The sequence below is a fragment of the Microcoleus sp. SVA1B4 genome (genome assembly GCF_036700545.1).
GTDB lineage: Bacteria > Cyanobacteriota > Cyanobacteriia > Cyanobacteriales > Microcoleaceae > Microcoleus.
In genome coordinates this window covers 52,226-75,523 of sequence record NZ_JAUBPB010000024.1, presented here as the reverse complement: position 1 = coordinate 75,523, position 23,298 = coordinate 52,226, and the positions used below count along the sequence as shown (strand labels likewise).

Sequence of the window (23,298 nt, the reverse complement as noted above, 5' to 3'; positions counted from 1 at the left end):
CCCTACTCTGTTTAACACATGGTTGCACAAACTTTAAAATATAGTTGTACAAACACCCAATTTATTCCAAGTTTTAGGGCCGACAATGCCATCAGCAACGATTTGTTGTTGGTTTTGAAAATTGATAACGGCTTGTTGGGTTTTCGGGCCGAATCCTCCATCAGTATTTAAAGAAAATCCCTTGGCGTTCAAGAGTCGCTGAAGGTAGCGAACGTCCTCATTTTGGGTGACGCCATCGTTGCGTTTGAGTAAAGGAAAATAACGGCAGGAAGGTAATTCAGTACGAATTGCGTTTGTGGTTTGCATGGTTTGATTCTCCATTGGTTGTTTGCAAGTTGTTTAAAAGTAGAGAAGTGCGGAAAAGATGTTAATTAATAGTCCTGGATGCACTTTTGACGGGCATAAACAAGGTTTCGGCTTCGCTCAACCACCAGGTTTTTTAGCGTTTCTGGGGGCGTAAAAGAAGTATTGCTGTGAAAAAACCCAGTTTCTTGCTACCCGTGCGCCTAGGATTAGATAACTTGGATTTAACATCCGGGTTCACCTGTATAACAAGCGCCTAATAGACTCCAAGTTTGAGGGCCAACAATGCCATCAACAGCAATCTGATTTTCCTTTTGAAATCTGATGACTGCTTCTTCGGTTTTTGGGCCGAAGAATCCATCAGTTGTGACGGGATATCCGTTTTCAACTAAGGATTGTTGGAGATAGCGGACGTTTTGATTGGCAGTGGTGCTATTATTTCGTTTCAGTGTGGGCAGTGAAGAGCAAAGAGGCAATTGAGCGTAAATAGGGTTTGTGGTTTGCATTGTTTGATTGGGGATTAGTGGTTTGCAAGTTGTTTGAACTTGCTATTCCCCAGTTGTAGCTGTGGGGGGAAGTGCTTTAACAGTCGCTTTTTATAGTGACGCTTATCTGGGGTAGCTCAAATGAGTGACAGCCCGCTATCAAATCCCTTTTGTATAAAATAATTGTCAAAGACAAACAGCAGCGAATTTCCATTTTCGATCAACTTTTAGCATCTTTGCCGGAAGCCCCACACCATACCTGTAGGGCTGTTGGTGTCGGGATGGATAGGCAGATTGACGTAGGGAAAGCGAGGCAATCAATCCTGTCACGGTGTAATCGCTCTACTCTTATATAAGCTGAGTAAGGGTCTTTTCTATAGAGGAGGCAAAAATACTGTATTTAAAGCTAGTTAACCATGGGATCGAAAAGGGCGATCGGGAAAATTGGTTTGGGGTTGCGACTTTAACTTAGAAGTGATATCATAGTATCGGTAGATAGTAGATTTCCGGCTGTCAAACAACTTGAGAATGGAATCTATGACAATTTCTGTAACTATCGGGTTAAAGTCGGAAATAAACTCGTCGGCGTTGAGATTTTCTCGAAAAAATTCCTTAGCTCGATCGCACTGATAGCGCATTTCGTCAAAGCCAACAATTTTTACCACAAACGTTGTCAGGGGCGAACTCTCCAAATCGGTATTAGAAGTGCTTTTAGCCCGCCCATTTTCTAATAAATTCAATACTTCCGCTTCTAAACTAATTTTAGGTCTATAAGGTTTCTCTATTTCTGGAAAAAAGCTTTCCAGGCGCACGCAGTTAGGAACTTGAGCCGGAATTCCTCCCATCATCATCGCCAGAGAAACCTCAATCCCCAAATCCGAAGAAAGAGCTTCTAGCAGGGCTAGGGCAGCCAGTTTGCACCCCAAATAAAGCTTCGCAATTTCGAGATTGTACTTAGCAGTAGTTTCCCAGCGCTGATAGGTGCGATCGTCTGGATATCCCTCAAACTGTCGGAAAATTATTTCTGGCTTGAGATAATTCAGAAAACCTTCCATCTTCACCAAAGCAACTCGGTAGTCGCGAACCGTGTAAAAACCCCAGCATATGAGATTGTGATTGGTTTCCGGCAGTAAATTCCAGGTATTTGCCAAAAAATGGGCTGAACTATGGTGAGCAAAACTCATCACATCCCGGTTAGAGATTCGCACAGCTTTTTTGACCGTTTCCCGCATTTCCTCGTCCGTTAAACTGAGGTTAAACAGGCTATTTATTGCTTGCAAGCGCTCATAAAGACGCTGGCTTACCGTTACTCCCGCATCGGCGGCGCGAAACGGAATTGTTGCTTCAATGCAGCCGGCAATTTGAAGCAATTGCTCGCGTTTGAGAAATGGTTCTAGAGCTTTTGCTGCTACGACAGCGCTGAGAAATTCGTTTTGTCCAGCCAAAGGATTGAGGACTTCGCCCGGTACAAAATTGAATACCAGCATTACCATCTCGAAGGTAGCATCCGCAGGCAGTTCAGATTTATCCCGAATTTGTAGGTGTTGGTTAACCTCTTTTGCAACAGGAGTGATGTAGTAGCTGACGTTAAAGTTAATGCTGCGATCGACTTGTAGGTAGACGGTATCGTGAAATAAAGCTGCCAAAACCTCGATCGCATCTTCATCTCCCCCCACATCAAAAATATGTTCGGGAGTGTGAAAAAACCGCCAGGGCCCCATCATCGGCTGAACAATCAGTTCGGCAATCCGAGCGAGTTCACTTGGTTCGACTTTTGCTTCCAGGCGATCGATCGCCCAAATCAGCCTGTCTAAGCACTGTAAGTAGGCTTGTTTGCTATCCATCACAGTCTTTCCCAATAACATTACTGTCAGTCGATTTTAGATTTTAGATTTTAGATTTTCTCGACAGATGAATCTGGAAGCTGGAACCTTAGTCTAAAATTGTTAGATATCCACGACTGGAGTCCACGGCTTGTATCCGTTTTTGGGCGGGTCACGTCAGCCACCCGGCTGTTAGTTTGATTTTATCCTAGATGCGCCCCGGCTGTTTTTATTTGGGATTTATGAGATTTTGGTGGAATAATTTAGCTGCCATTTAGGAGGGAAATACTAACTAAAACTAAACTTAATTTCCGGTAGCTGACCTCCCCTGTTTTCCTAGTCTAATTAGCACAAAGTATGACAAGAAAATTACATAGATAGCTAAACCAATCAGACCCAACAATCCCAAAAATTGAGGGGTTGTAGTAGGGTGAAACATTTGTTTATAGAGCCAAGGTGGGTCTAACCAAATGCGGCAAAAAGGTTCGTCAATTACCTCAATTTGCGATTTAAAAGCACAGCTTAAGAAGGGAAGTTGAGCAAGAGCGCCCAAACCGCTGTAAACAGTAATCGCCCACCGCCAAGCTGTAAAAGCCAGTTTCAGGGGCGACTGCGGTCGATCGGCAATTTCTTCGTTTAAATCCTCCCAAAACCACAGACTCGCAGGAATTAAGGCCCTCCCAATCACCGACGATACAAAGCTCACAGGCAGCGCAGCCATCATCAGGTAAAGTGTAATTGCCAGCAAACTCGCCACCCGCCAATAAATAATCGACAAACGGACGATCGCCTCAGCTTTTGCCACAACAGCCCAAATCAGCACTACCAGCGGGATCGAAATTGTTAATAACACAGACAAACGGTAATCCATCCACACTAGCGGTTGAAACCAAGGCCCGGTGGCTGCCAATAAAAGACTCAACATCTTTGGGAAAATATACTCACTTATTTGTCACAAATTTTACTACAAAAATGCTAAAAAATCAGCAACCAGAACACGGTCTTAATGTTTTAGTTACTGCTACATTTTCTAAGGTACTTGGCGCGCTTTGAAAGGTACTTGAGACACGATAGACGGCAATACGCTTGAGTTAAAACTGTTTATTCTTGAGATATCTCCTTCCCATCCTCGCCCCTTTTGGGGGACGCAAGAGCAAATTCTTGTCCCCCTTGGGGGGCGAGGGGGAAGCTGGCGGATTTGAACCGTATTGGGATAGAGGGCAAATCTCACCATTATTTCAAGGCTCAACCCCTAAAATAAAATTCTCCCGCGCCAAAAGTTAGATTTCGGCGCGGGAGGTTCGGCATAGAGCTAAATGGCTCGTTTATTCCTCGTAGATGCGGCACTCAGCAGCGTCAGGATTGTCGTCGCAAAATTTTTCAAAAGAATTCTTAGGTTTGACTTGCTTTTGGTGGGAAGCTTCTGCTTGCAGTTCTTCAACTGCGTCCCACGCCGCCGCGCATTCCCCGGAAGTTGCGCCCTTGAGGTCACAGACGGTACGAGCGCTTTCTAGTTCTTCTTCAATTTTCTCTTGGATGTTGCCTGCGGGTGTTGTTGTCATAAAACTTGTTGGTATGAATGTGTAGGAGAATATGGTTGTCCCCGACCTATTTCTAGGTAATTTTAGCACGCGCCTTTGTTTAGTGAGCTTGTTCGGCTAACGGCACGTCCTTAACCCAAATAAAGATGTTTAACCGTTAACGACAGAGCAAGGGACTAGCTAAGCAGCCACTTGGTGTCATAACTCAAAAAACGTAGACCTCTAAAGTATACGGCTGGTCAACTGTGGTTTAAGTCAAAGGCTCGAAGCGAGCGTGTCTTTAGACCTGGGTCGTTGACCTTATTAAGTAAGAAAGGTTTTCTTTTGGGATGTTAGTTTGGGTTGGATTTGCTGTTTCGGTCTGGCGACCCCAGCTAATAATAGCTTGAGATGCGGTGCGGTTGCAGCAGCCCAGAGAGAAACCATCCATAACTGCGATCGCAGTAGCCGTCTCTACTCCCTGCTTTACTAGCCCGTAGGCGGATTCTAGTCCACAGGCATCAATGTAGGTCGAGCCAACCTTACTTTTGATGAAAACATTACACGAGGTTGGTGTGTCAAACTGTATTGAGCTTTATCTTTTAAGATTTAGCTGAACACGGGATTTAACAGTTAACAGATTAATGGGACACTCATGTTAACTTATGTTAACACAAGAACGGCGATCGAGGGGGAATCGATCGCCCAAGAATACCGTCCCCCCAGCGGCCAGTTCCGGTTAGCCTAATGTATAGAGATAGTTTTATAGAGAAGTTCGCCTTATGTACACCCAAAACCAAATGCAATGGGTCAGCGCTTTATCAACCCGTCCCTCTTTGGAATCTGCCCTCAAAGAAGTTATAGAACAAGCCGATCGCGACCTAGAAGGCCCGGCTGATTTAGCGCTGATATTTATCTCGTCTGCCTTTGCCAGCGAGTATTCTCGGCTGATGCCTTTACTCCGAGAAATGCTGCCAGTACCCGCGATCCTGGGATGTGGCGGGGGAGGAGTCATCGGCACGAACCGGGGGGGCCTCACCGAAGAAGTCGAGGGATCTCCCGCAGTCAGCCTCAGTCTGGCGCGCTTGCCGGGAGTGAATGTCAGAACTTTTCATGTCGGTTCAGAAGAACTGCCCGACTTAGACAGTCCCCCGGATACTTGGGTGGATCTCTTGGGCGTGCCGGCCCAGGAAGAACCGCAGTTCATCATCTTGGCTGACCCCTTTTCCGCAAAAATTAACGATTTGCTACAAGGGCTCGATTATGCCTATCCGGGCGCGGCGAAGGTAGGGGGACTCGCTGGGGGGGACGGTGCGGGCAGGGGCGCGGCGCTGTTTTGCGACTATCAGCTTTACCGAGAAGGGACGGTTGGGGTAGCTTTGAGCGGCAATATAGTTTTGGAAACGATCGTCGCTCAAGGCTGCAGGCCGATCGGGCATCCTTATCGGGTGACGGAAGGAGATCGCAATATTTTGCTGAAACTCGAAGAACAAACCGATGATATCGGCAGCGGGGGCATCGAACGATCGCCCTTAGAGGCTTTGCGAGAGTTAGTTCAAACTTTGAGCGAAGAAGACCGAGAATTAGCCCAGCACTCGTTATTTGTAGGCTTAGTCAGCGATGAATTCAAGCTGAAATTAGAGCCGGGAGATTTTTTAATCCGCAATCTGTTGGGAGTAGATCCGAAAGTGGGGGCAATTGCGATCGGCGATCGAGTCCGTCCCGGACAGCGCATCCAATTTCACCTGCGGGACGCGCGCACCTCTGCAGAAGACCTAGAAATGCTGCTCGATCGCTATCAGCGGGCCGCCGAGTACAGTGGTACATCCAGCGTCGGCGCCTTGATGTTCTCTTGTCTGGGGCGCGGTGAAGGGCTTTACGGCGAATCGAACTTTGACTCCCGACTTTTTGGCCGATACCTCAAAAACATCCCCCTGGGCGGCTTTTTCTGCAACGGCGAAATCGGCCCCGTCGGTGGTAGCACCTTTCTGCACGGCTACACCTCCGTATTCGGGATTTGCCGCCAAAATTCATAATTGGTGAACTGTTGACTGATGACTGTTGACTGTTGAAAATCTAAAATCTAAAATCTAAAATCGCCTCATGACCAATAAATAAAAGCGGCAGTCGCCTGCCGCTTTTAGCTGTAACTAGATGTCTAGAAGCCTTAGAAACTAAAGGTTGTACGGAGGAGTCCGACCCAGATATCGTCGTTGTTGTTGTTGTGTTCGGGATTCAGAATCACGTAAACGCCCGGTGTCACTGAGATAAAGTCATTGACTTGGAAGCGATAGAAACCCTCTAAGTGATAAGAGGTGTCGCGGTTTCTGGCGACATCACTCTCGGTAACTTTTGGCGGTACACCGAAGACGAAGCCGAGGAGGTTGCCTTGCCGCCCAAAATCTGCCAGGGCCAAAGTGATAGCACCATTTTGGATCGTCGCGTCATTGTTGCCGCCCCGCAGTTGTTCAGCCTTCGTATAACCGTACCAACCGCCAATCTGAAAGCGACGGCTGGGTTTGAAGTTAACTTGCACGCCATAGTTATCTGATGCGGTGGGTGATTGATCGAAGGGCCGGTTAGCCAAAGAACTGCCGACGCCGCCCATGAGGCTAACATCGCCTGCCCGATTGTATTTCCGGGTGTAAGTCAAGCCCAAGTCAAACGGTCTGCTGAAAAAGCCGATCTGACCCAGAGCGCTGAAAGAACCGTCGAAAACGCCCCTGCCGTCTGCTGGGTTGGGAGCATCGCCGTCGGAGGCTAGATAGCCTGCGGTAGCTCGGAGGCTGCCCAAGTTGAAACTCACACTTGCGCCTGCTCCCTGCGGGCCGCGGAATACTGCCGGGTTGCGAACTCCAAATCTGGAAAGTGAACCGGAACTCGTAGAGTTACCAAAGGTAGAAGCCTGGTCTGCAATTTCATCGAGGTCAAGTCCTTTAGGACCGACAAAGACTGTAGCGCGACCGACCGGGAACCGATAGTACACTTCGTCTAGTGTGAATTGGCTGCCATCATCGCCGTCAAAAGCCAAGCGAGCCATGTTTGTACCGGTAGCGGTGGCTCTATCGTAGCGGGCGGTGTTGACTGCTTGCAAGCGGGTTCTGAGCAAGTCTCGACCGGTGAAGCTGGTGTTTAAGTTCAAGCGCACCCGGTAGCCGAAGTTGGTGACAGTGTCGTCGTCCTCAAGGCTGAGATCATCTCCGACGAAGGTGTCGCTGACTGCAAAAATGGCTTCTCCATTCAATTTGGTGGTGGTGGAGAACTGGTTGGCTTCGAGTTCTGCGGTGCGAGCTTCTAGGCCGTCTACTCGTCCGCGCAGGGTAGCGAGTTCGGCTGCAAATTCTTCTTGCAGGCGTTGCAGGATGGCTAAGTCGTCTCGGGTAACTAAGTTACCTGTTGACCCAATTAGTTGGGTTATCTGGTCTAAGCAAGCGTTGACGCCGGCTGCAAATTCGTAGCGAGTCAGGGCGCGGTTGCCGCGGAAGGTGCCGTCGGGATAACCTACGATACAACTGTAGCGTTCGACTAGGGATTGCAGGGCTTGGAATGCCCAATCTGTCGGCCGCACGTCGGAGAGCTGAGTGACTGATGTCACCTGGGACATGGTTCCCGACGGTTGGGCCGGCAGTGCTTGGGGAGCAACAGGGACGATGGGGCCGCCCATTCCTCCGGGTACTGTCTGAGCAATTTCTACCTTAGTAGCTGGGGTGCTGGCGACTGCTGGCACTTCAATTTTCCCAGCAACTTCTGTCTGGCTGATTTGCTCTGCCAAGTCGGATGCTTGGGGCGAGGGTTCGGCAGTGCCTGCTGCTGCTAGGGGTTCAGTCGCTGCTGCGCTGGCCGGAGCGATTGGGGCTGCTAACTCGATGTCGCTCCCTGTTGTTTGCAGTGCTGTTTGCAGTGCTGCCGCGCTGGTTTCTGGTTCGATTGAGGCGATTTTTTCAGCGTCTGCTTCCTTAACGACCGGGGTTTTGGCCGCTTCGAGGCTGCTGTTTAAAGCCAGGTTTTCTGGGGCAGCAGGGGCTGCTGCAACTGGTTCTGCAACTATTTCTCCAACTATTTCTGCAATTTTTGACTCAGATGACTGAGCTTTAGCTAGTTGGTTGGCTTCAGGGGTTGCGGTCGCTTCTGCGGCGATCGCAGTGGCACTCATGACTGATGATAGCCCCAGAATTGCCGGGGATACTAGCAGTAAATTCCAAAAAGTTCTGTTCATTTTCCTCACACCTTCACACTCTATTCAACTCGACGAGCAGCAATTCCCAACTGCTAATTTTTGTGGTTGCTTGCCTGTTGACAATAACTGCCAAAATAGAACCTATCCATAACTGTTGATTCACAGTAGGCGTGTCTACTTCTGCTTGAACGTAGGGGCCCAGCCCTTATACCCCCAGGCATCAATTCAGGTCAAGCCCACATTACATTACAGTAGATTATACCATCACGTGCTAATTTCATCTCTCGATCGCCCGACTTGCTTGAATTGCTCTGCGGGCGATCGATAACTGGTTCTACGGGTTCAACCACAATCTGCCTGTAACTGACAACTGCCCAGAGTCCTCGGTTACGCCCGACTTAACAGACAGTTATAGGTAGGATTGTGGCTGCTTGTCGCATCCCTTATACAGCTTTATCTCCTATAATGTCAAGGTTTTTAACCTAAGTTTAAACCTCGCGACCCGGCAGGGGCTATTTTCCCGCCATGAGTGGGGAACTGAGACTTAAAGGCTGGTAGATTGACCCGATCCAAACCAAAGTTCAGGCTTGACCAATTTTGTTTGTTTGAGGCCCGCTGCCGTCGGGACTTGCCAGGACGATCGCCTTTTTTGAGACTAACCGTCGGCGGGTTTAATTTCCGGCTATTTTAACACAACTTTTTTGTTGTTTGAGTACGACTGAACTGGTAGTGCTTGACAATTCCCGCATCCAGGATACCCGCCACGTGATTCATCCGTCCAGAAATAAAAAACCTGTATCCGATGAAACTTGCGCCCCGAATTTATCTCGCGCAAGTCAATGCTTCAAATCTAAAATCTAAAATCTAAAATCTAAAATCGATTGACCCGCTGTTGGCGCAGGGAGAGCTCACTTGCTTGACAGACCAACTATGCCCAAGATTCCTAGCGGTTTGAACGATGTTTTTACCTACGGACGATCGCAGGAGTTTAGTGCTAAGCTGGCTAAAATGCCAAACTCAAAAATAGAGCTGCTGTCAGAACAAAAAACCGAAACGCTGTGGGTGGGCAAGTTATACCATTTTCGATTTTCGATTTTCGATTAAAGAATTGGAAATAACTGATGACATACAAGTTGGAAACATCGGCATACACTTGCATTATTTTGGGTAACTGGTATTAGTAAAAAAGTGAGGTTTTATGGAAGATTTTGGTATTATTATTGCCTGCTGCGACCAAGATTATCTGTTTGCTAAGGGTTGCTGTGCTAGCATCCGCTATTTCCTGGGAGATGTGCCGATTTGTCTGTTGATTGACGGTACGTTTTCTGTGAGTGCTTTGGAAAAAGCCTATGGGGTGCGGGTTATCAATCGCACAACTGTTTCTGAAGAAGTTCTCAGGAAAAGAAGTTTTGGTTGGGGCAAAACTAAAATGATTGCTTTCTGGGAAAGTCCTTGGTCAAATTTTATGGTTTTGGATGCCGATACGATCGTCTGGGGCGATGTTCTCAAATTGGCTAACTTTCAAGAGTTTGATTTTATTGTAGACAAGCCTTGTTACGATTACCCGGATGCGGAGATTTCGGAATTTTTCTTTGACATTCCGGGCGTTGAGAAGCATTTCCCGAATTTTCGTTGGTCGGAATCGCGATCGAACTATTTCTGCACGGGTACTTTCTTTGCTAAGCGCGGCGTTTTTAGCTTGGAAGAATACGTAGAAATTTTAGATTTTACGGCAGCAAATCCGAAGATATTTAAGTACGGAGAAATGGGTTTTTTGAACTTTATGATTTTCCGGGCGGCACAAGAAAATCGACTGCGGGTGCAGAATGTGGATATGCAGTTGTTGGTGCCGGATTTTGACCAGGATTTGCTGAGAAAGCGGTTTCCGGTTGAGTCAAGCGGGCCTGCGGGCGATCGCACTCAGGCGACGGTGATTCACTGGTGCGGGCCGAAGCCGACTTTATCTACTGGGAAAGTTTACTCGGAACCGATGAATTTTTGCCGCCGCAAGTGTGAGGAGGATGTTTGGAACCGCACGGGTTTGGCTGCCGAGATGTCGCTGCAAGTTGAGGATTTACAGCGATCGATCTACGTGTATAAGAATAAGTTTAAGAAGAAGTTTCGGCAGTTGGCGGGCAAGTAAGTAGGATTTTTTAACCGCAGATGTCAGCGGATGAACGGGGATGCACGCGGATTTTGGCTTACCCTTCGAGGGGTAAAGTTGGCCCGGCTGGGGGTAAAACTTGGCGGTGAACGCTTACTTTGTGGCTTTCCCGCTGAGTTTGCATTTCGACGGCGATCGCCTCAAATTCGACTTCCATGCAGCCGTAGGGAATCTCTAACTCGACACTTGCTCGCACATTTCCCAACCCGTTAGCTTTAAATTCGGTAATCCAGCGCGGCCCGTCGAGAATCAGGTATGTTTGTCGATCGTACACCCAAACTTTCACATAAATCCGGGGCATTAATTCCGGGAGTTGCACTTGCACTTTTACAGCCTGGCCCGCGATGATTTCGGGGCGCGGCAATTCCAAAATCGGCATCGGTACTAACTCGTCTTCTGGCAAAACGTAGGGAGTTGGGGGAGTGTCTTCTGTGGCGACTGTTCTGGTTTTTTGAGCAACTTGTTTCGGCTGCGGGGGTTCGTCAAAAACGACAAATTCTCTGGCTTCTGGGCTAGTAGATTTGGGATCGGAATTTGTTTCGCTGGTTTCGGGTTGCTGCTGGGTTGGGCTGCTTTCTTCTTCCACAACGGCAATTTCGTCGCTGCTATTGGCGGCGGCTGTTGGATTTGGTGACAGGGTGGTTGCTTTGAGCCAGTCGGGGGATTCACCGTTGCTGGCTAGGGAACTCAGTCGCGACCAAAATCGACTTTCGACGTTTAAGGTTTGAAATGCCTGTTTTGTGGGTGCTGGCGCGGTTTCTGGGGCGGTTGTTTCTAATTCTGGGCTGTTTTCGGGTTTTTGGTCGATCGCTCCGATTTCGGCTGTTTGAGTGGGATTTGAGATGTCTGAGGGTTTGGTTTGTGGGTCGATCGACTCTGGGGCAGTTTGAGGCGAATCGGAGATTTCCGACAGCAATTGCGATCGGCTGCTGTCGGGGAGTTTGTTACCGAATGCGGGCAATTCTAGACCGCCTGCACTTGGGGTGTGACGCGAAGCCAGTAGAGGGGGTAGGGCTTCAGTGGTTGGGACTTCAGCAGGGGAGGGAGGGTCTAAGGATTTTTCTACTAGCTTGAGGAAGGATATATTTTTGGCGCTTCCAGACGGTTTTGAGGCTGTTGGGGAGGGTTCGGCTTGATGCTTTTCTTCGATGAAATTGTCTTTAATTTCCTCTAGAAGGTGCTCTAAACGAGCTGTAATTGTGAATAGTTTGGTGGCTAGGGTGACGCCGCCGCTGCTAAGAATTGCTTCTCCTAAAATTAGGCGGCTTTTACACTCGGTTGGGATGTAGGTGACGCAGGCAAAGATGCAGGGGGGAACTTGTTCTGGCATCGGCTGCTGGATTTCTGCGAGAATTTTTGAGGTTTGGGGATCGCGCAGGTAAATTTGCAGTTGTGCTGAACCGATGAGTTGTTGGAGTTCTAGGGCTTCGGATTCGGGGATGAGAGTTGCTGTTTTTCTGCTTTGTTGGGGGTGTTGCGGGTTTTGGGGAATGTCGATTTTGCCGGAAATGATTAAGGGGCGACCGAGTTGGGTGACGAAGGTTTCTCGATCGAGGAGGAGTTCGAGTTGGACGCCCGGTTTTGGTTCGGGGGTTTGGGGAATAGGAAATTGGTAGATTTTGGTCTGCTGCGGTGCTGAATCGGCTGCTGGGATTTGGGTTGGTGCGGGGGGATCGACCGGGGAAGCGATTTGTGGGGCTGCGCGATCGACCGGGGAAGCGATTTGTGGGGCTGGAGGGGAAGTTGCCGGTTCGGTTTGGTCGATCGGCGGTAGGGGTTCGGAGGTTTCCGATTCTGCGGGCAATACTTCCAACTGAACGCCGTACTGCCAAGGTTTTAGTGGTGTTGATTTGGGATCTGGCAAGCAGGAGAGTTCCCACAGTCCGGGTTTGAGCCTGGTGTAGGGAATGATCACGACTAATCCTTCGGGGTTGGTGCGGGCCGATCGGCTTTGGACTTTCCGCTGCGCCCCTTGGTCGAAGGAGGTATGGGTAACGCGAATTTCGATGTCGGTGTTGGGGTGCTGAATGCGAGCAACAACGCGGTATTTACCTTCTAGAATTTCCACGTCGGAGGTTTCTAGGGGCAACCAGGCGCGATCGCCTTCTTTCTGTAGCAAAAATTCTAATTTTTTCATCTTTCTTTCCCCTTGAAGACCCCCGCTATGTTGCTGAAAGGTTTGCGGTAGGTGGTTTTTTGGCAGCTACAGGCATTGAATTACTATATTTTGTACAGTTTATCACCTCGATCGGTCAAGAGTTACGTTCAGAAAGATATATAGGCGATCGAGAAGTCGGCATTTGGCTCGATCGCTAAAATTGTCCTTCTATATCCCGCGATTGATGCAGGACTCTCACAATCTCGACTCTCTCTGGGAGAATTATATAGAAAACAATGTAAGGTTTGACAGGAAAACTTCTCAATCCTGTGAGGAGTTCATTTCGCTGTCGCCCCATATTCGGAAATTGGGCAAGCATGGGAAAGCGATCTAGCAATCGCACCATTTGGAGATCGGCGCCAAGTTCGTCCTGCTGTGCCAGATAAATCCATATATCTTCTAAATCTTTTTCCGCTTGCTGGGAAAGGCGATAGCGATTCAAGGGCACTTACTCCTGTTTTAGGCGTTGTTGTCCGCGTTGTTTGATAGTGAGGAGAAGATTCGGCAGAGAATTGTCATCGTACTCTGTATATTGTCCTGTCTGAAGCTGTTCTACACCGATCGCTATTTCCTGCTTAAGAGTTTCTCGATCTGCCTTTGTAGTGTCTGAAGTTTGATTTGGAATTAGAAGTTTATGGATGAGGATGTGGCGCTCTTCCTCGGTGAGGGCGAGGATAATTTGAGTGAGGGTATCGATGAGTTGAGTGTTGATCGTGGCGGCTTCGGTCATATGCGATCGGAGAATGGTTGCATTAGAGGAAGGATAACATTATTTTAACTTAGCCATTTTCAATCAGAATTCACCAAGGACTGCCGATCATGCTGAAAGCTGCCCAATAATACGGATGGGATAAATCTTTGCTGTCGAGTTTGGGGATGGACGGGGGCAAGGGAATGTCGCCTCGCGCACTTCGCAGTTGACCGCCTTCGATCGTCACTTTGCCTTCGATCGCGGCAATTTGTGCTTTTCTGAGAGCTTCAGCTTTAATGATTGGAGGGTCGTTTGGCCTGCGGATTTTTAACTGCTGGTAAAACTCTGTCATCAAGGCGAGAGTCCCCGCATCGCTGACGTACCACAAGCTGGCGAGGGCTGATTTTGCTCCCGATTGCAGCGCTAAACCGGCAAATCCGAGTTCTGCTTCTTTGTCTCCCAAGGCGGTTCTACAGGCGCTTAATACTAATAGTTCGAGGGGCGGATTGTTCCATTTTAAATCTCTCATTTGATCGAGACCGAGTTGGGTGTCCCAAAATTGAATGTAGGAGTTATTTGGGGTTCCTGGGCGGAATTCTGCGTGGGTGGCAAGGTGGATGATTCCGTATTTTTGTTGCAGTCGCTGGGATTGCAAGTTTACTAGGGTGAAGTCTTGGTTGAGAAAGGATTGACCGGGCCACTGTCGGGCGATCGCGCCTAGTTCTAACGGCACTGCTGGTAGCGGTTCTTTGTTCGCCTCTTCTGCGAAATCTGATGCTCCCATTGCTAGGACTTGCACGTTTCTGAGGTCGGTGTAATTGCTGTCTGTGAGTTTGAAGGCTGGGATGCGGGCGAGGCTGTATTTTTGGATCAGAAATTGCTTTCCGTCGTGCATTGCTGCTAGGGGTACGGTTCGCAAACCTGCGCCGACGCAGAACAGCAAGGTTTCAATTTTTGCTGTTTGCAAATCTGTTTCTAGGGGTGCAACTATCCATTTGTAGAGTTGTTGGGCTGGTTCTAGATAGCTGGTGGTGTTAATTTTTACGGGGTTGGTGATTTCGCTGCGGAATTCTTGGACTACTGAGAGCAGTTTCTCTTGTTTGGCTTCGGGGATGCTGCGGAGAATGGGCGGGCGATCGGGCAATATTAAGATTAATTCTAGTTGGTCGGTGCGGGGGATAGCGTAAATTAAAGCTGGTTTTTTCTTGGTTTGAACTGCTAGACGGGAGAGAGTTTTTGATATTGCTTCGGCGGTTTTAGCACGGGTTTCAAAGTCTTGTTCAAAGTAGTTTTGATACTCTTCTTCCCAGTTTTCTTCGATTCTGGTTACGGCTTCGGTGAGGTTTCCCCGATCGAGCAAATTTCTCATTTCTTGCCCGCCCAGCCCGCCCTGGCCTGTGTTTTGGGCAATTGTAGCGAGGTTCGCCGTGCTCAGGCAGAAAAATATTGCTATCACACAGTAAAAAATAGCTTTTTTAATTTTTTTCTGAGTCGTGTGTTTTTGGCGTTGCTGCTGGGATTGGTAGTGCATGGTTTTGGGGCGGTTAAGGGCGCCGTTGGCGGCAGCAGTTGGCAAAAGTTTGGATGTGGGTGAAAATTTTGACTGAAAGCATCCAGGATACAAGCCCCCGGATTCATCCGTCCAGAAATAAAAAACCTGTATCCGAGAAACTTCCCCCCCGAATTTATCCGTGGGGTCAATGCTTCATTCAATTCTTTAATCTAAAATCTAAAATCTAAAATCTAAAATCGATTGACTGTGCTGGCGATCGCCGCACGATTATAGCATTCAAGAGCAACCCCAAATATCTACCGTAGGGTGTGGATACCAGCAGCAACAGAGGCCCCACGCCAGGAAATTGACCATTTATGTAAAAGTTTGTAAATTATGCAGGGGTTTTGCATAAACAGGACTTACGCAAAAAACTGAGATGTTGCACTATTTTCAATAATCCTTTTATGAACAGGCAAGATGCCTGTTCCACAAAAAATTCATCTTTTGTGGAACGGGCCGAAGAGCCCGTTCTTAAGAATGGTGCAAGATGTGAGTTTAACCGGCATTAGCTATACGGGCGTCTTTGAATTTTTGCGACACATCCGCACTTCTCAGGTTGAATCGAGTTTTGTCTTGGTATTAAGTGAGGAATACTCTGCATCGATCGCCGATATATTGAGTTACCTCAGTAGATATATTCTCTGTATTTACTTCTTTTAAAATAGTTAGGTTTTTTCGCCCAAACTTAGTTAAAGCTCGGCTGGTTAATTGTTTTGCCTCGGATATCTGCCAGGTTATTTCGTACAATTCGCCAAGACTGCTTTTCGCATAAGATTTTGCCGGAAAACCTCATAGTTTTTTAACATCATTGGCGGCGGTTGCTAATAGTTGAGCAAGATAAATAAAAACACTTAATTATTTAGAGAATTTTACGCTAGGCGGGCGATCGCTTTTTTCTTCTTTTCTCCTAAATAACTAAAGCCTTCTTGCTTCTGCTATACATTGTGTGCGATCGAACCATATCAAGTGCGTTAGCGCAGCCCTCGAAGAGGATCGCGATCCGATTGGGGGATGTGTATTAGTATTTCTTCACATATCCTGATTTCGGTCTATGATATATGCCTTATGGCGTATTTGTGTTTAAAGCCCGTTACCGCGTACCGCTGATGAGTCAATCAACCAATTCACCGCTATCCCAACCAGTTTCTCGAAGAACCGCCCTCAAATTCCTCGGAGTCGGTGCCGCAGGCGGGCTGCTGGGCTACTCTCGGTTTTCCAAGCCAGAGCCCGCCGTTTTTGTGCAAGATTCTCTTGACTTGCCGCGAATGCTGAATAACCGCAAAACCGTTGCAGTTGTAGGCGCAGGCTTAGCAGGGCTCGCCTGTGCTTACGAGCTATCCCAGCGAGGTTTCGCCGTAACATTGCTCGACAAATCGCCCCAACTCGGCGGTAAAATTGCTAGTTGGCCGATACAAGTCGGGAACGAAACTTTTATGATGGAACACGGTTTCCACGGTTTTTTTCCGCAATACTACAACCTCAAAAGTGTGGTTGAAGAACTAGAAATTACCGATAACTTTATATCTTTAGAATCCTACGCCGTTCTGTTTAGAGACGGCAAATACAAACCCGAAGTTTTCCGTCCCAACCATTCAGCTTTTCCCTGGAATATAGTTGACTTGGGGATATCTTCTCCCAATCGGCTCAAGTGGGGAATCAATCTTACAAAACCCGCTCACTGGCAAGTATTTCGGGAAATCGGCGGTTTTCAAACTCAAAAAACTTTCGATCGCCTCGACAATATATCAGTTGCCGACTGGGTAAAAGGTGAATTTCCGCGCGGGCTTTATGACTTGTATTTTCTGCCTTTTGCCAAGTCCAGCCTCAACGCTCCAGACGAATTGAGCGCGGGAGAATTAATGCAATTTTTCCACTTTTACTTTTTCGGAAATCCAGAGGGTTTGGCCTTCAACGGTACGCGGCAAGATATGGGCACGAGTTTGGTGCAGCCTATTGCCAGAGCCATTGAAAGCAAAGGCGGCAAAGTATTAACAGATGTCGCAGTCAGTGAGATTCGCTGGGAAAACGGTCAGATTGATTCTCTGAGTTACCAGTCGGGAGACGTGCAAAGTAAAATACCTTTTTGGGTGAAGCGAAACGCGCTGTTAACTGACAGCAACTCTACCGAATATTTCGGCGCTGGGGACAGCGTATTTGCCGCCGCACCGTCGGGAAAAGAGGCAATTTCTCTGAGCTGCACTCACCAAGGCTGCACAGTTCAGAAACAAAACGACGGTCAATTTCACTGTCCTTGTCACGGGGCAGTTTTTGATGCCGAAGGGCGAGTTGTGAGCGGGCCTGCTCAGCGGGATTTGCCTCGATTTAAGGTAGTAGATGAAAAAGCAGATGAAATACAGTTAGTAGCAGCGGTTAAGCAATCGCAGCCGCAAAATTTGGGAGAAACATTGAAGGCTGATTACTATGTTTTGGCGGCCGATGTTCCGGGGATGCAGCATTTGTTTAGTTTGGCTAGCGGTGAGGTAAATCCGCAGGTGCAGAGTCGGATCGAGAGCTTGAAAATAGCCGATCCGTTTGCGGTTGGGCGTTTTTGGTTCGATCGCGAATTTCCCTGGGAACACAGCAATTTCAGTTCGCTTTCCGGCTACAAACTGACTGACAGCATCACGCTTTACCACCGAATTCAGGATCAGTTCATAGAGTGGAATCAGAAAACGGGCGGTAGTGTAGTGGAACTGCACGCTTATTGTTACAAGGAGAAGGAATTTCCGAATCAGGAAGTTTTGCTGGCGACTTTTGAGCAAGAATTGTACGAAATTGTACCGGAATTAAAAGAGGCAAATATGCTGCACCGGGAATTGGTAAATCAAAAGAATTTCTCTGGATATCCGCCCGGTAGTTATGCAGAAAGACCAGAAACTTGCTGTGCTGTTCCGAATCTGTTGTTTGCGGGAGATTGGGTGAAAATGCCGTTTCCGTGCGGTTTAATGGAAAGGGCGGTTAGCAGCGGTTTGTTGGCAGCTAATGCTATTTTATCTCAGGAGGGTTTGCAGAGGCGATCGCTCTTGACGGTGAATCCCGAAGGCGTGTTAAAAATCTAAGGTTTGCAGTGGGGCGGGCTTTATAAATCGTCAATCATCGGCTGGTATCCTCGGTGAAACCCGCCCCCTGTCATACGATTTTAGATTTTAGATTTTAGATTTTAGATTTTATATTTGAAAAAATGGGAATGACTGATTATCTAAGGGTTTAGAGGTTTCCTAAAGTTGCATTCTTTTTCTAAGATGAGTTACGGTTTGTGGGTGTGGTTTAGCTGAGGGGAAAAGGCAGAGCTTGCGAACAAAAAAAATATCTGCGTTAAGCGGGGTGGATATGCGGTTAAAATATTATTGAATGAGTATAAAGCAATAATAAATGCTAAATAGTAACTGCAAACTTCGCAATAAATCTGTAACGTTTGATGCTTTTGCAACAGAATATGATTTCGTGGCCTCGTTGCAAAACCAGAACGATTTCTTTACTAACAACCTATCTGTCAGCAAAGGTTCAGTATTAGATATTGGCTGCGGTTCGGGAATTCTTGCTTTTGAATTAGCCCAGTATTACGATAATGTGGTCGCCGTCGATTTGTCAGCAAAAATGCTAGATATAGCCCGTCAAAAACGCTCAGCCCCCAATATCGAATATATCCAAATGGATGCCAGTCAATTAGCGCTCGATCGCCAATTTGATTTAATAGTTAGTTCTGCAACTTTTCACCACCTGCCCAACCTTCCCGCCGCCCTCCATGCAATTAAACAATTGTTAAATCCGCACGGAAAAATCGTCTTTATAGATAATATATCGGAAGTCGAGACACCTGCTACAATAGGCTACATATTAGGTGCAGCGAGAGATTTTAATCCCGACTGTTCCACCTACGGATTTCGCCATGCTTTAAGACTATTAAAATTTCGATTGTCGCCTGGGTGGTTGAAGCATTTAGCTAACGATAGGTATTTGTCAGAACGGAGATTTAGAAAAATTTACGGTCGTTGCTTTCCGGGCTGTTATTTTGTAAAATTGGGTTGTTTTATGGGCGTAATTTGGGAATATTTGTAATGCAAAACAACGCGATAAAATCGGTAGCTGGAAAAGGGGAAAAAACTCACATCCGCCAGTTGGGCATTAATCTCGATCGCTGGTATGCCATCGCCCGCAGCACCGAGGTACAAACTCAGCCCGTCACTGCGAAAATCTGGAATCGGGCGATCGTACTTTTCCGCGACAGTGCAGGCAAAATCAACGCTTTAGAAGATAGATGTCCGCACCGACAAGTTAAACTCAGCCACGGTCAAGTTAAAGGCGATTTAATCGAATGTGCTTACCACGGATGGCGGTTAAATGCAAGGGGAGAATGCGCCGAAGTCGATTATTTAGCAGAAAATCAAAAGCTACCTAACTGCAAAATTCGCTCCTATCCTGTCCAGGAAAAAAACGGTTTTATCTGGCTGTTTCCCGGCGACGAAACCCAAGCCGAAAAAATAGATTTACTGGATTTGCCAGAGTGGGAACATCTCAATTATATTGTCACAGTTTCAGTCATCGACTGTCAGGCACACTATTCATTTTTAATTGAAAATTTGATGGATATGTACCACGGACACTTGCACGATGATTGGCAAGCTTGGGCAAATCCAGTGTTAGATACTTTAGAAGAAAACGAGCATCAAGTAACTGCTCGCTATCAGGCACAAAGTTATTACAAAATAGATAAAATTTGGTCAATTTCTCAGTTATTTTTTAAATCTTTGCGCCGACTGCACCCGGAACCGCTGGAGGTGAGTTATGTTTACCCGCACTGGGTTTCCACTTTGGGGAGCGACTTTAAGATTTACTGCTTGGTTTGTCCGGTGAGCGAAACAGCAACTCGCGCTTATTTAATTCATTTTACCTCATTAAATGCGTTTTGGCGGCTGCACAAATTGCCTGTTTGGTTTCGCAGGTTTATCAAAGATTGTTGTTTCGGCGCGGCTCAAAAGTTATTAGATGGTTTGGTGCGGCAGGATGTGTTAATGATTGAGGAAGAACAGCAGGCTTTTTTGCAGAATTCAGAAAGAAAAAATTATGAATTAAATCGAGCTTTAGCCAGCGTGCAAAAGTTGATGAGAAGTCAGGGGGAAAATGGGTAATTCAGCCGCAGATTGAAGCCTACAGCGGGACGAATGAAACCAGCCTGCACAAGCTAAGTTGAGAGTTCGCCTTTCCAAGCTTGAGCATGGTATTCTAGCAGCAAGGAAAATTGACTTTCGGGAAGCAATTACCAACCACACCTAACACAGGAACCAAGCATGAACCGTGTCAGCATCAAGGGTGAGGAACACCCCATTAGGAAAATCTTTAGCGATGACTTTATGTTTACCATTCCCCTCTACCAGCGTCCCTATGCTTGGACAAATGAGCAAGCTGGGGAACTGCTCGAAGACCTGTTAACATTCTTGGGAGATGGTAACGAGACGATTGATGAACTCAACCCCTACTTTCTAGGCAGCATTGTTTTGATCAAATCGGAGCAGCCAGCCGCTGAAATTGTAGATGGTCAGCAACGTCTAACAACTCTCACCATACTACTAGCTGCTCTCAGGGAATCATTGCCAACACAACACGCCAATGACTTGACCACTTATCTATACCAAAGAGGCAGCTTAATCGCGGGTATAGATAATCGTTACCGTCTGACTTTGCGCGAGCGAGATGCAGAATTTTTCAAGGAATATATTCAAAATGAAGGTGGTATTAACAAGCTCCAAAAATTAAACAATGCTGAGCTGATGGATACTCAGAAGCTTATTAAAGAAAATGCACATTTATTCTTGCAACGTTTGCAGACTATCGCTGAATCCCACCGTATACGTCTTGCCCAGTTCATCATTACCCAGTGCTTCTTGGTAGTGGTTTCTACGCCTGACTTTGACTCTGCTTATCGGATATTTTCTGTGTTGAACAACAGGGGATTGGATCTCTCGATAACTGATATCTTGAAAGCGGACATTATCGGAAAAATACCCGAAAGCCAACAAGAAAAATATACTAAAAAGTGGGAAGATACCGAGGAGGAGCTGGGACGCGAGTTATTCAAAGACTTGTTTTCTCATATTCGGATGATTAAAGAAAAGAAAAAACTTAGCAAGAGTATCCTTAAAGAGTTTCAGGAAAACATCAATCCTGCGGCAGGGTCTCAGCAATTCATTGATGAAATTTTAGCTCCTTATGCTAAGGCTTTTTCGGAAATTCACAACTCAACCTATGAAAGCGAGCGGCGTGCCGAGGAAATTAATCAACTATTTAAATGGTTAAACAAAATTGAGAATGTTGACTGGATACCGCCTGCCATTTTCTACCTATCGCGTAACCGTAATAACTCCGATAATTTGGTGCGTTTTTTTACAGATTTAGACCGCCTTGCGGCAGGTTTAATGATTGTCCGCGCCAATATTAATAAACGGATTGAACGTTACAGCAGATTGCTTACTGCTATTGAACAAGAGGAAGATTTATTCAATTCCAATTCACCGCTCCAGTTTACTCCTGAAGAGTCAAACAATATCCTTAGAGTCCTCGATAGTGACCTTTACCTAATCCAAAAAATTCGTCTTTATGTTTTGCTGCGCTTAGATGCTGCTCTGTCAGAAGGTGAAGCATCTTACAACTTCTCCAAAATTACTGTCGAGCACGTACTTCCCCAAAATCCAGGGGCTAATAGTGAGTGGATGAAGTGGTTTCCTAGTCAGGAAGATCGCGATCAATATGTACATCGTCTTGGCAACTTAGTTTTACTATCTGGTGCGAAAAACACTCAGGCAAAAAATTATGATTTTGATGTGAAAAAGCAGAAGTATTTCACTACTAAAACGGGCGTTTCACCCTGTGTGCTTACTACCCAAGTGCTGCGGGAACAGGAATGGACGCCAGAAGTAATCGCTCGACGGCAGAAAGAGCTGATTAATGTTCTCAAGAATCTTTGGCGCTTATAGGATAATTGAATTTGATATCAACTTCCTATTATCTGTCCATCAGCACAAAACCATCTGCGTCCATCTGCGGTAAAAAAATATAAATTCCGCCAGCACAAACTTTACTTTTTAGCCCGCTGCTGCTGGTAAACGCTGACAACTTTATCGGCATAAGTAGCAGTGGCGCCACTTTTACAAGCTGCGGATTCCCCAGTCATCCACCAGCAAGCGGCGCGGCGTACAGCGGCTGTTTCATTGTTGCTGCTAGCTTTGTATTCGTCGCGCAGCAAATCGCCCACGATACAGGTAACAATTGATTTGGCTTTTGTCGCGTCAGCCTCAAATTGTTGCGGTGTTAAATCTTGTTTGGTACAGAATTTTGCCCAGCGGGAAATATTATTGGGTAAAACTTGCCACTGACTGTACATTCCGTCATTTGCGGCTTGTGGCGGGGCGGCTTGTCGCAGCGCTTCTACAAGGGCGGAAACTTGCGCGTCGGTGACTGCTTGTGCTGTGGCTGGAAGTGCTTGCAATCCGAGGCTAATTATTAGGCTGCCGAATAGTAGATTGGTTTTTGCGATCGATTTAAAATTCATTCACAATGCCCTGTTTGATTTAAAGTTTGTTCCCTCAAACAAGGTTTACTATTTTGTCGATCGAATACCTCTGTCTTAAGTATGATTTGCTTGTTGAATGCACTGTCGATCGCCCTTACGATAGAAATTGTTAATCAAGTAGGATAAAATCATGGAAGTACGACCCAGGGAAATTCGCAACTACCTGAGAGCAGATGGGACAAATCCTTTTGAAGATTGGTATAACTCGCTCCGGGATACCACAGGCAAAAATAGGATTCAGTTAAGGCTTAAGCGAGTCATGACTGGTAATCTAGGAGATTGTAAGTCCGTCGGAGAAGGAGTTTTTGAACTCAAAATTGACTTTGGCCCTAGATATCGGCTTTACTTTGGACAAGTCGGGCTGACAATTGTACTTCTGCTAATAGGTGGAGATAAGAGAAAGGAAAGAGCGAGATATTGGCAAAGCTATTCAATATTGGAGAGACTATGAAAGACGTGAAAGCACCAACGAGTAGGAGTTACCAAGAATTTCTGATCGAATCTCTGAGAAATGCCGAAGAAGCAGCAGGTTATATCGAGGTGACATTGACAGAAGCCAGCGATGAACCTAAATTGCTCCAAATGGTACTCAAAGATGTTGTAGATTCTCGGCTAAAGTTCAACAATTTATCAGAGTCAGCTAAACTTCAATGGGAAAAACTCGACAATATGCTGACTGAAAGTGCAGGTTCGGAAATCTATAGTTTGGTAGAATTGCTCGAAGCATTAGGATTTAAACTAGAAATTACTGTCGCAGATACTGAGTTGTCGGCTGACTCGGAATCAACGGATTTGGGGGAATCAGAATTATCGCCCGAACCAGTAGTGATTAATCCCAGTTAATGAGTAAATCGC

At 46.7% G+C, this 23,298-nt stretch carries 21 protein-coding genes; 10 read left to right on the top strand and 11 right to left on the bottom strand.

Going from position 1 to position 23,298, the window contains the following annotated elements; translation table 11 throughout:
* Positions 1 to 33: 33 nt before the first annotated feature.
* From QT987_RS13710 to QT987_RS13690, 5 genes are all read right to left on the bottom strand, one after another.
* Positions 34 to 306, bottom strand: coding sequence for a peptidoglycan-binding domain-containing protein (locus QT987_RS13710; RefSeq protein ID WP_333240741.1), 273 nt, complete (start codon positions 304 to 306; stop codon positions 34 to 36).
* A gap of 221 nt (positions 307 to 527) precedes the next feature.
* Entirely contained in the window at positions 528 to 809 is a 282-nt protein-coding gene (locus QT987_RS13705) for a peptidoglycan-binding domain-containing protein (protein ID WP_333240737.1), read from the bottom strand.
* 389 nt (positions 810 to 1,198) lie between these two features.
* The gene (locus QT987_RS13700) at positions 1,199 to 2,653 is read right to left on the bottom strand and encodes a hypothetical protein (protein ID WP_333240733.1); all 1,455 of its coding nucleotides are present in this window, start codon (positions 2,651 to 2,653) and stop codon (positions 1,199 to 1,201) included.
* Positions 2,654 to 2,915: 262 nt separating this feature from the next.
* The gene (locus QT987_RS13695; RefSeq protein WP_333240730.1) at positions 2,916 to 3,536 is read right to left on the bottom strand and encodes a DUF3177 family protein; all 621 of its coding nucleotides are present in this window, start codon (positions 3,534 to 3,536) and stop codon (positions 2,916 to 2,918) included.
* A 400-nt stretch (positions 3,537 to 3,936) separates the two neighbouring features.
* Positions 3,937 to 4,173 (bottom strand): Calvin cycle protein CP12, encoded by a 237-nt coding sequence (locus QT987_RS13690; RefSeq protein ID WP_190662788.1) that lies wholly within the window; start codon positions 4,171 to 4,173, stop codon positions 3,937 to 3,939.
* Between the two features lie 758 nt (positions 4,174 to 4,931).
* Here QT987_RS13690 and QT987_RS13685 point away from each other — a divergent pair.
* The gene (locus QT987_RS13685; RefSeq protein ID WP_333240727.1) at positions 4,932 to 6,167 is read left to right on the top strand and encodes an FIST N-terminal domain-containing protein; all 1,236 of its coding nucleotides are present in this window, start codon (positions 4,932 to 4,934) and stop codon (positions 6,165 to 6,167) included.
* Positions 6,168 to 6,298: 131 nt separating this feature from the next.
* Here the strand turns inward: QT987_RS13685 and QT987_RS13680 are convergent, their stop codons facing one another.
* Positions 6,299 to 8,347, bottom strand: coding sequence for an iron uptake porin (locus tag QT987_RS13680; RefSeq protein WP_333240725.1), 2,049 nt, complete (start codon positions 8,345 to 8,347; stop codon positions 6,299 to 6,301).
* A gap of 891 nt (positions 8,348 to 9,238) precedes the next feature.
* Here QT987_RS13680 and QT987_RS13675 point away from each other — a divergent pair.
* Both QT987_RS13675 and QT987_RS13670 read left to right on the top strand, forming a co-directional pair.
* Positions 9,239 to 9,412, top strand: a complete 174-nt coding sequence (locus QT987_RS13675; RefSeq protein ID WP_333240722.1) for a hypothetical protein — start codon at positions 9,239 to 9,241, stop codon at positions 9,410 to 9,412.
* A gap of 94 nt (positions 9,413 to 9,506) precedes the next feature.
* Positions 9,507 to 10,451, top strand: coding sequence for a hypothetical protein (locus QT987_RS13670; RefSeq protein ID WP_333240718.1), 945 nt, complete (start codon positions 9,507 to 9,509; stop codon positions 10,449 to 10,451).
* Between the two features lie 58 nt (positions 10,452 to 10,509).
* Here the strand turns inward: QT987_RS13670 and QT987_RS13665 are convergent, their stop codons facing one another.
* The 4 genes from QT987_RS13665 to QT987_RS13650 all read right to left on the bottom strand — a co-directional run bounded on the left by QT987_RS13665 (position 10,510) and on the right by QT987_RS13650 (position 14,897).
* A complete protein-coding gene (locus QT987_RS13665) occupies positions 10,510 to 12,609 on the bottom strand; it encodes a hypothetical protein (protein WP_333240716.1) in 2,100 nt (699 codons plus the stop codon).
* A gap of 175 nt (positions 12,610 to 12,784) precedes the next feature.
* A complete protein-coding gene (locus tag QT987_RS13660) occupies positions 12,785 to 13,072 on the bottom strand; it encodes a type II toxin-antitoxin system RelE/ParE family toxin (protein WP_333240713.1) in 288 nt (95 codons plus the stop codon).
* A gap of 6 nt (positions 13,073 to 13,078) precedes the next feature.
* On the bottom strand, positions 13,079 to 13,360 hold the full coding sequence (locus QT987_RS13655; RefSeq protein WP_333240708.1) for a hypothetical protein: 282 nt from the start codon (positions 13,358 to 13,360) through the stop codon (positions 13,079 to 13,081).
* Between the two features lie 70 nt (positions 13,361 to 13,430).
* Entirely contained in the window at positions 13,431 to 14,897 is a 1,467-nt protein-coding gene (locus QT987_RS13650) for a CHAT domain-containing protein (protein ID WP_333240704.1), read from the bottom strand.
* Between the two features lie 396 nt (positions 14,898 to 15,293).
* On the opposite strand from QT987_RS13650, the gene QT987_RS13645 reads away from it, so the two are divergent.
* From QT987_RS13645 to QT987_RS13625, 5 genes are all read left to right on the top strand, one after another.
* A complete protein-coding gene (locus tag QT987_RS13645; RefSeq protein WP_333240699.1) occupies positions 15,294 to 15,536 on the top strand; it encodes a hypothetical protein in 243 nt (80 codons plus the stop codon).
* Between the two features lie 398 nt (positions 15,537 to 15,934).
* A complete protein-coding gene (locus QT987_RS13640; protein ID WP_445299618.1) occupies positions 15,935 to 17,935 on the top strand; it encodes an FAD-dependent oxidoreductase in 2,001 nt (666 codons plus the stop codon).
* Positions 17,936 to 18,248: 313 nt separating this feature from the next.
* Positions 18,249 to 18,935, top strand: coding sequence for a class I SAM-dependent methyltransferase (locus QT987_RS13635; protein WP_333240695.1), 687 nt, complete (start codon positions 18,249 to 18,251; stop codon positions 18,933 to 18,935).
* Entirely contained in the window at positions 18,935 to 20,005 is a 1,071-nt protein-coding gene (locus QT987_RS13630; protein WP_333240691.1) for an aromatic ring-hydroxylating dioxygenase subunit alpha, read from the top strand. Before QT987_RS13635 ends, QT987_RS13630 begins: the two co-directional genes overlap by 1 nt.
* Before the next feature lie 159 nt (positions 20,006 to 20,164).
* Complete coding sequence (locus tag QT987_RS13625; RefSeq protein WP_333240689.1) at positions 20,165 to 21,847, top strand: DUF262 domain-containing HNH endonuclease family protein; 1,683 nt, start codon at positions 20,165 to 20,167, stop codon at positions 21,845 to 21,847.
* Positions 21,848 to 21,948: 101 nt separating this feature from the next.
* Here QT987_RS13625 and QT987_RS13620 read toward each other — a convergent pair whose 3' ends face one another.
* Positions 21,949 to 22,422, bottom strand: coding sequence for a hypothetical protein (locus QT987_RS13620; RefSeq protein WP_333240684.1), 474 nt, complete (start codon positions 22,420 to 22,422; stop codon positions 21,949 to 21,951).
* A 151-nt stretch (positions 22,423 to 22,573) separates the two neighbouring features.
* Here QT987_RS13620 and QT987_RS13615 point away from each other — a divergent pair, with 151 nt between their 5' ends.
* On the top strand, positions 22,574 to 22,894 hold the full coding sequence (locus QT987_RS13615) for a type II toxin-antitoxin system RelE/ParE family toxin (protein ID WP_333240678.1): 321 nt from the start codon (positions 22,574 to 22,576) through the stop codon (positions 22,892 to 22,894).
* Positions 22,891 to 23,286, top strand: coding sequence for a transcriptional regulator (locus QT987_RS13610; protein WP_333240674.1), 396 nt, complete (start codon positions 22,891 to 22,893; stop codon positions 23,284 to 23,286). The genes QT987_RS13615 and QT987_RS13610 overlap by 4 nt, the downstream gene beginning before the upstream one ends.
* Positions 23,287 to 23,298 lie beyond the last annotated feature (12 nt).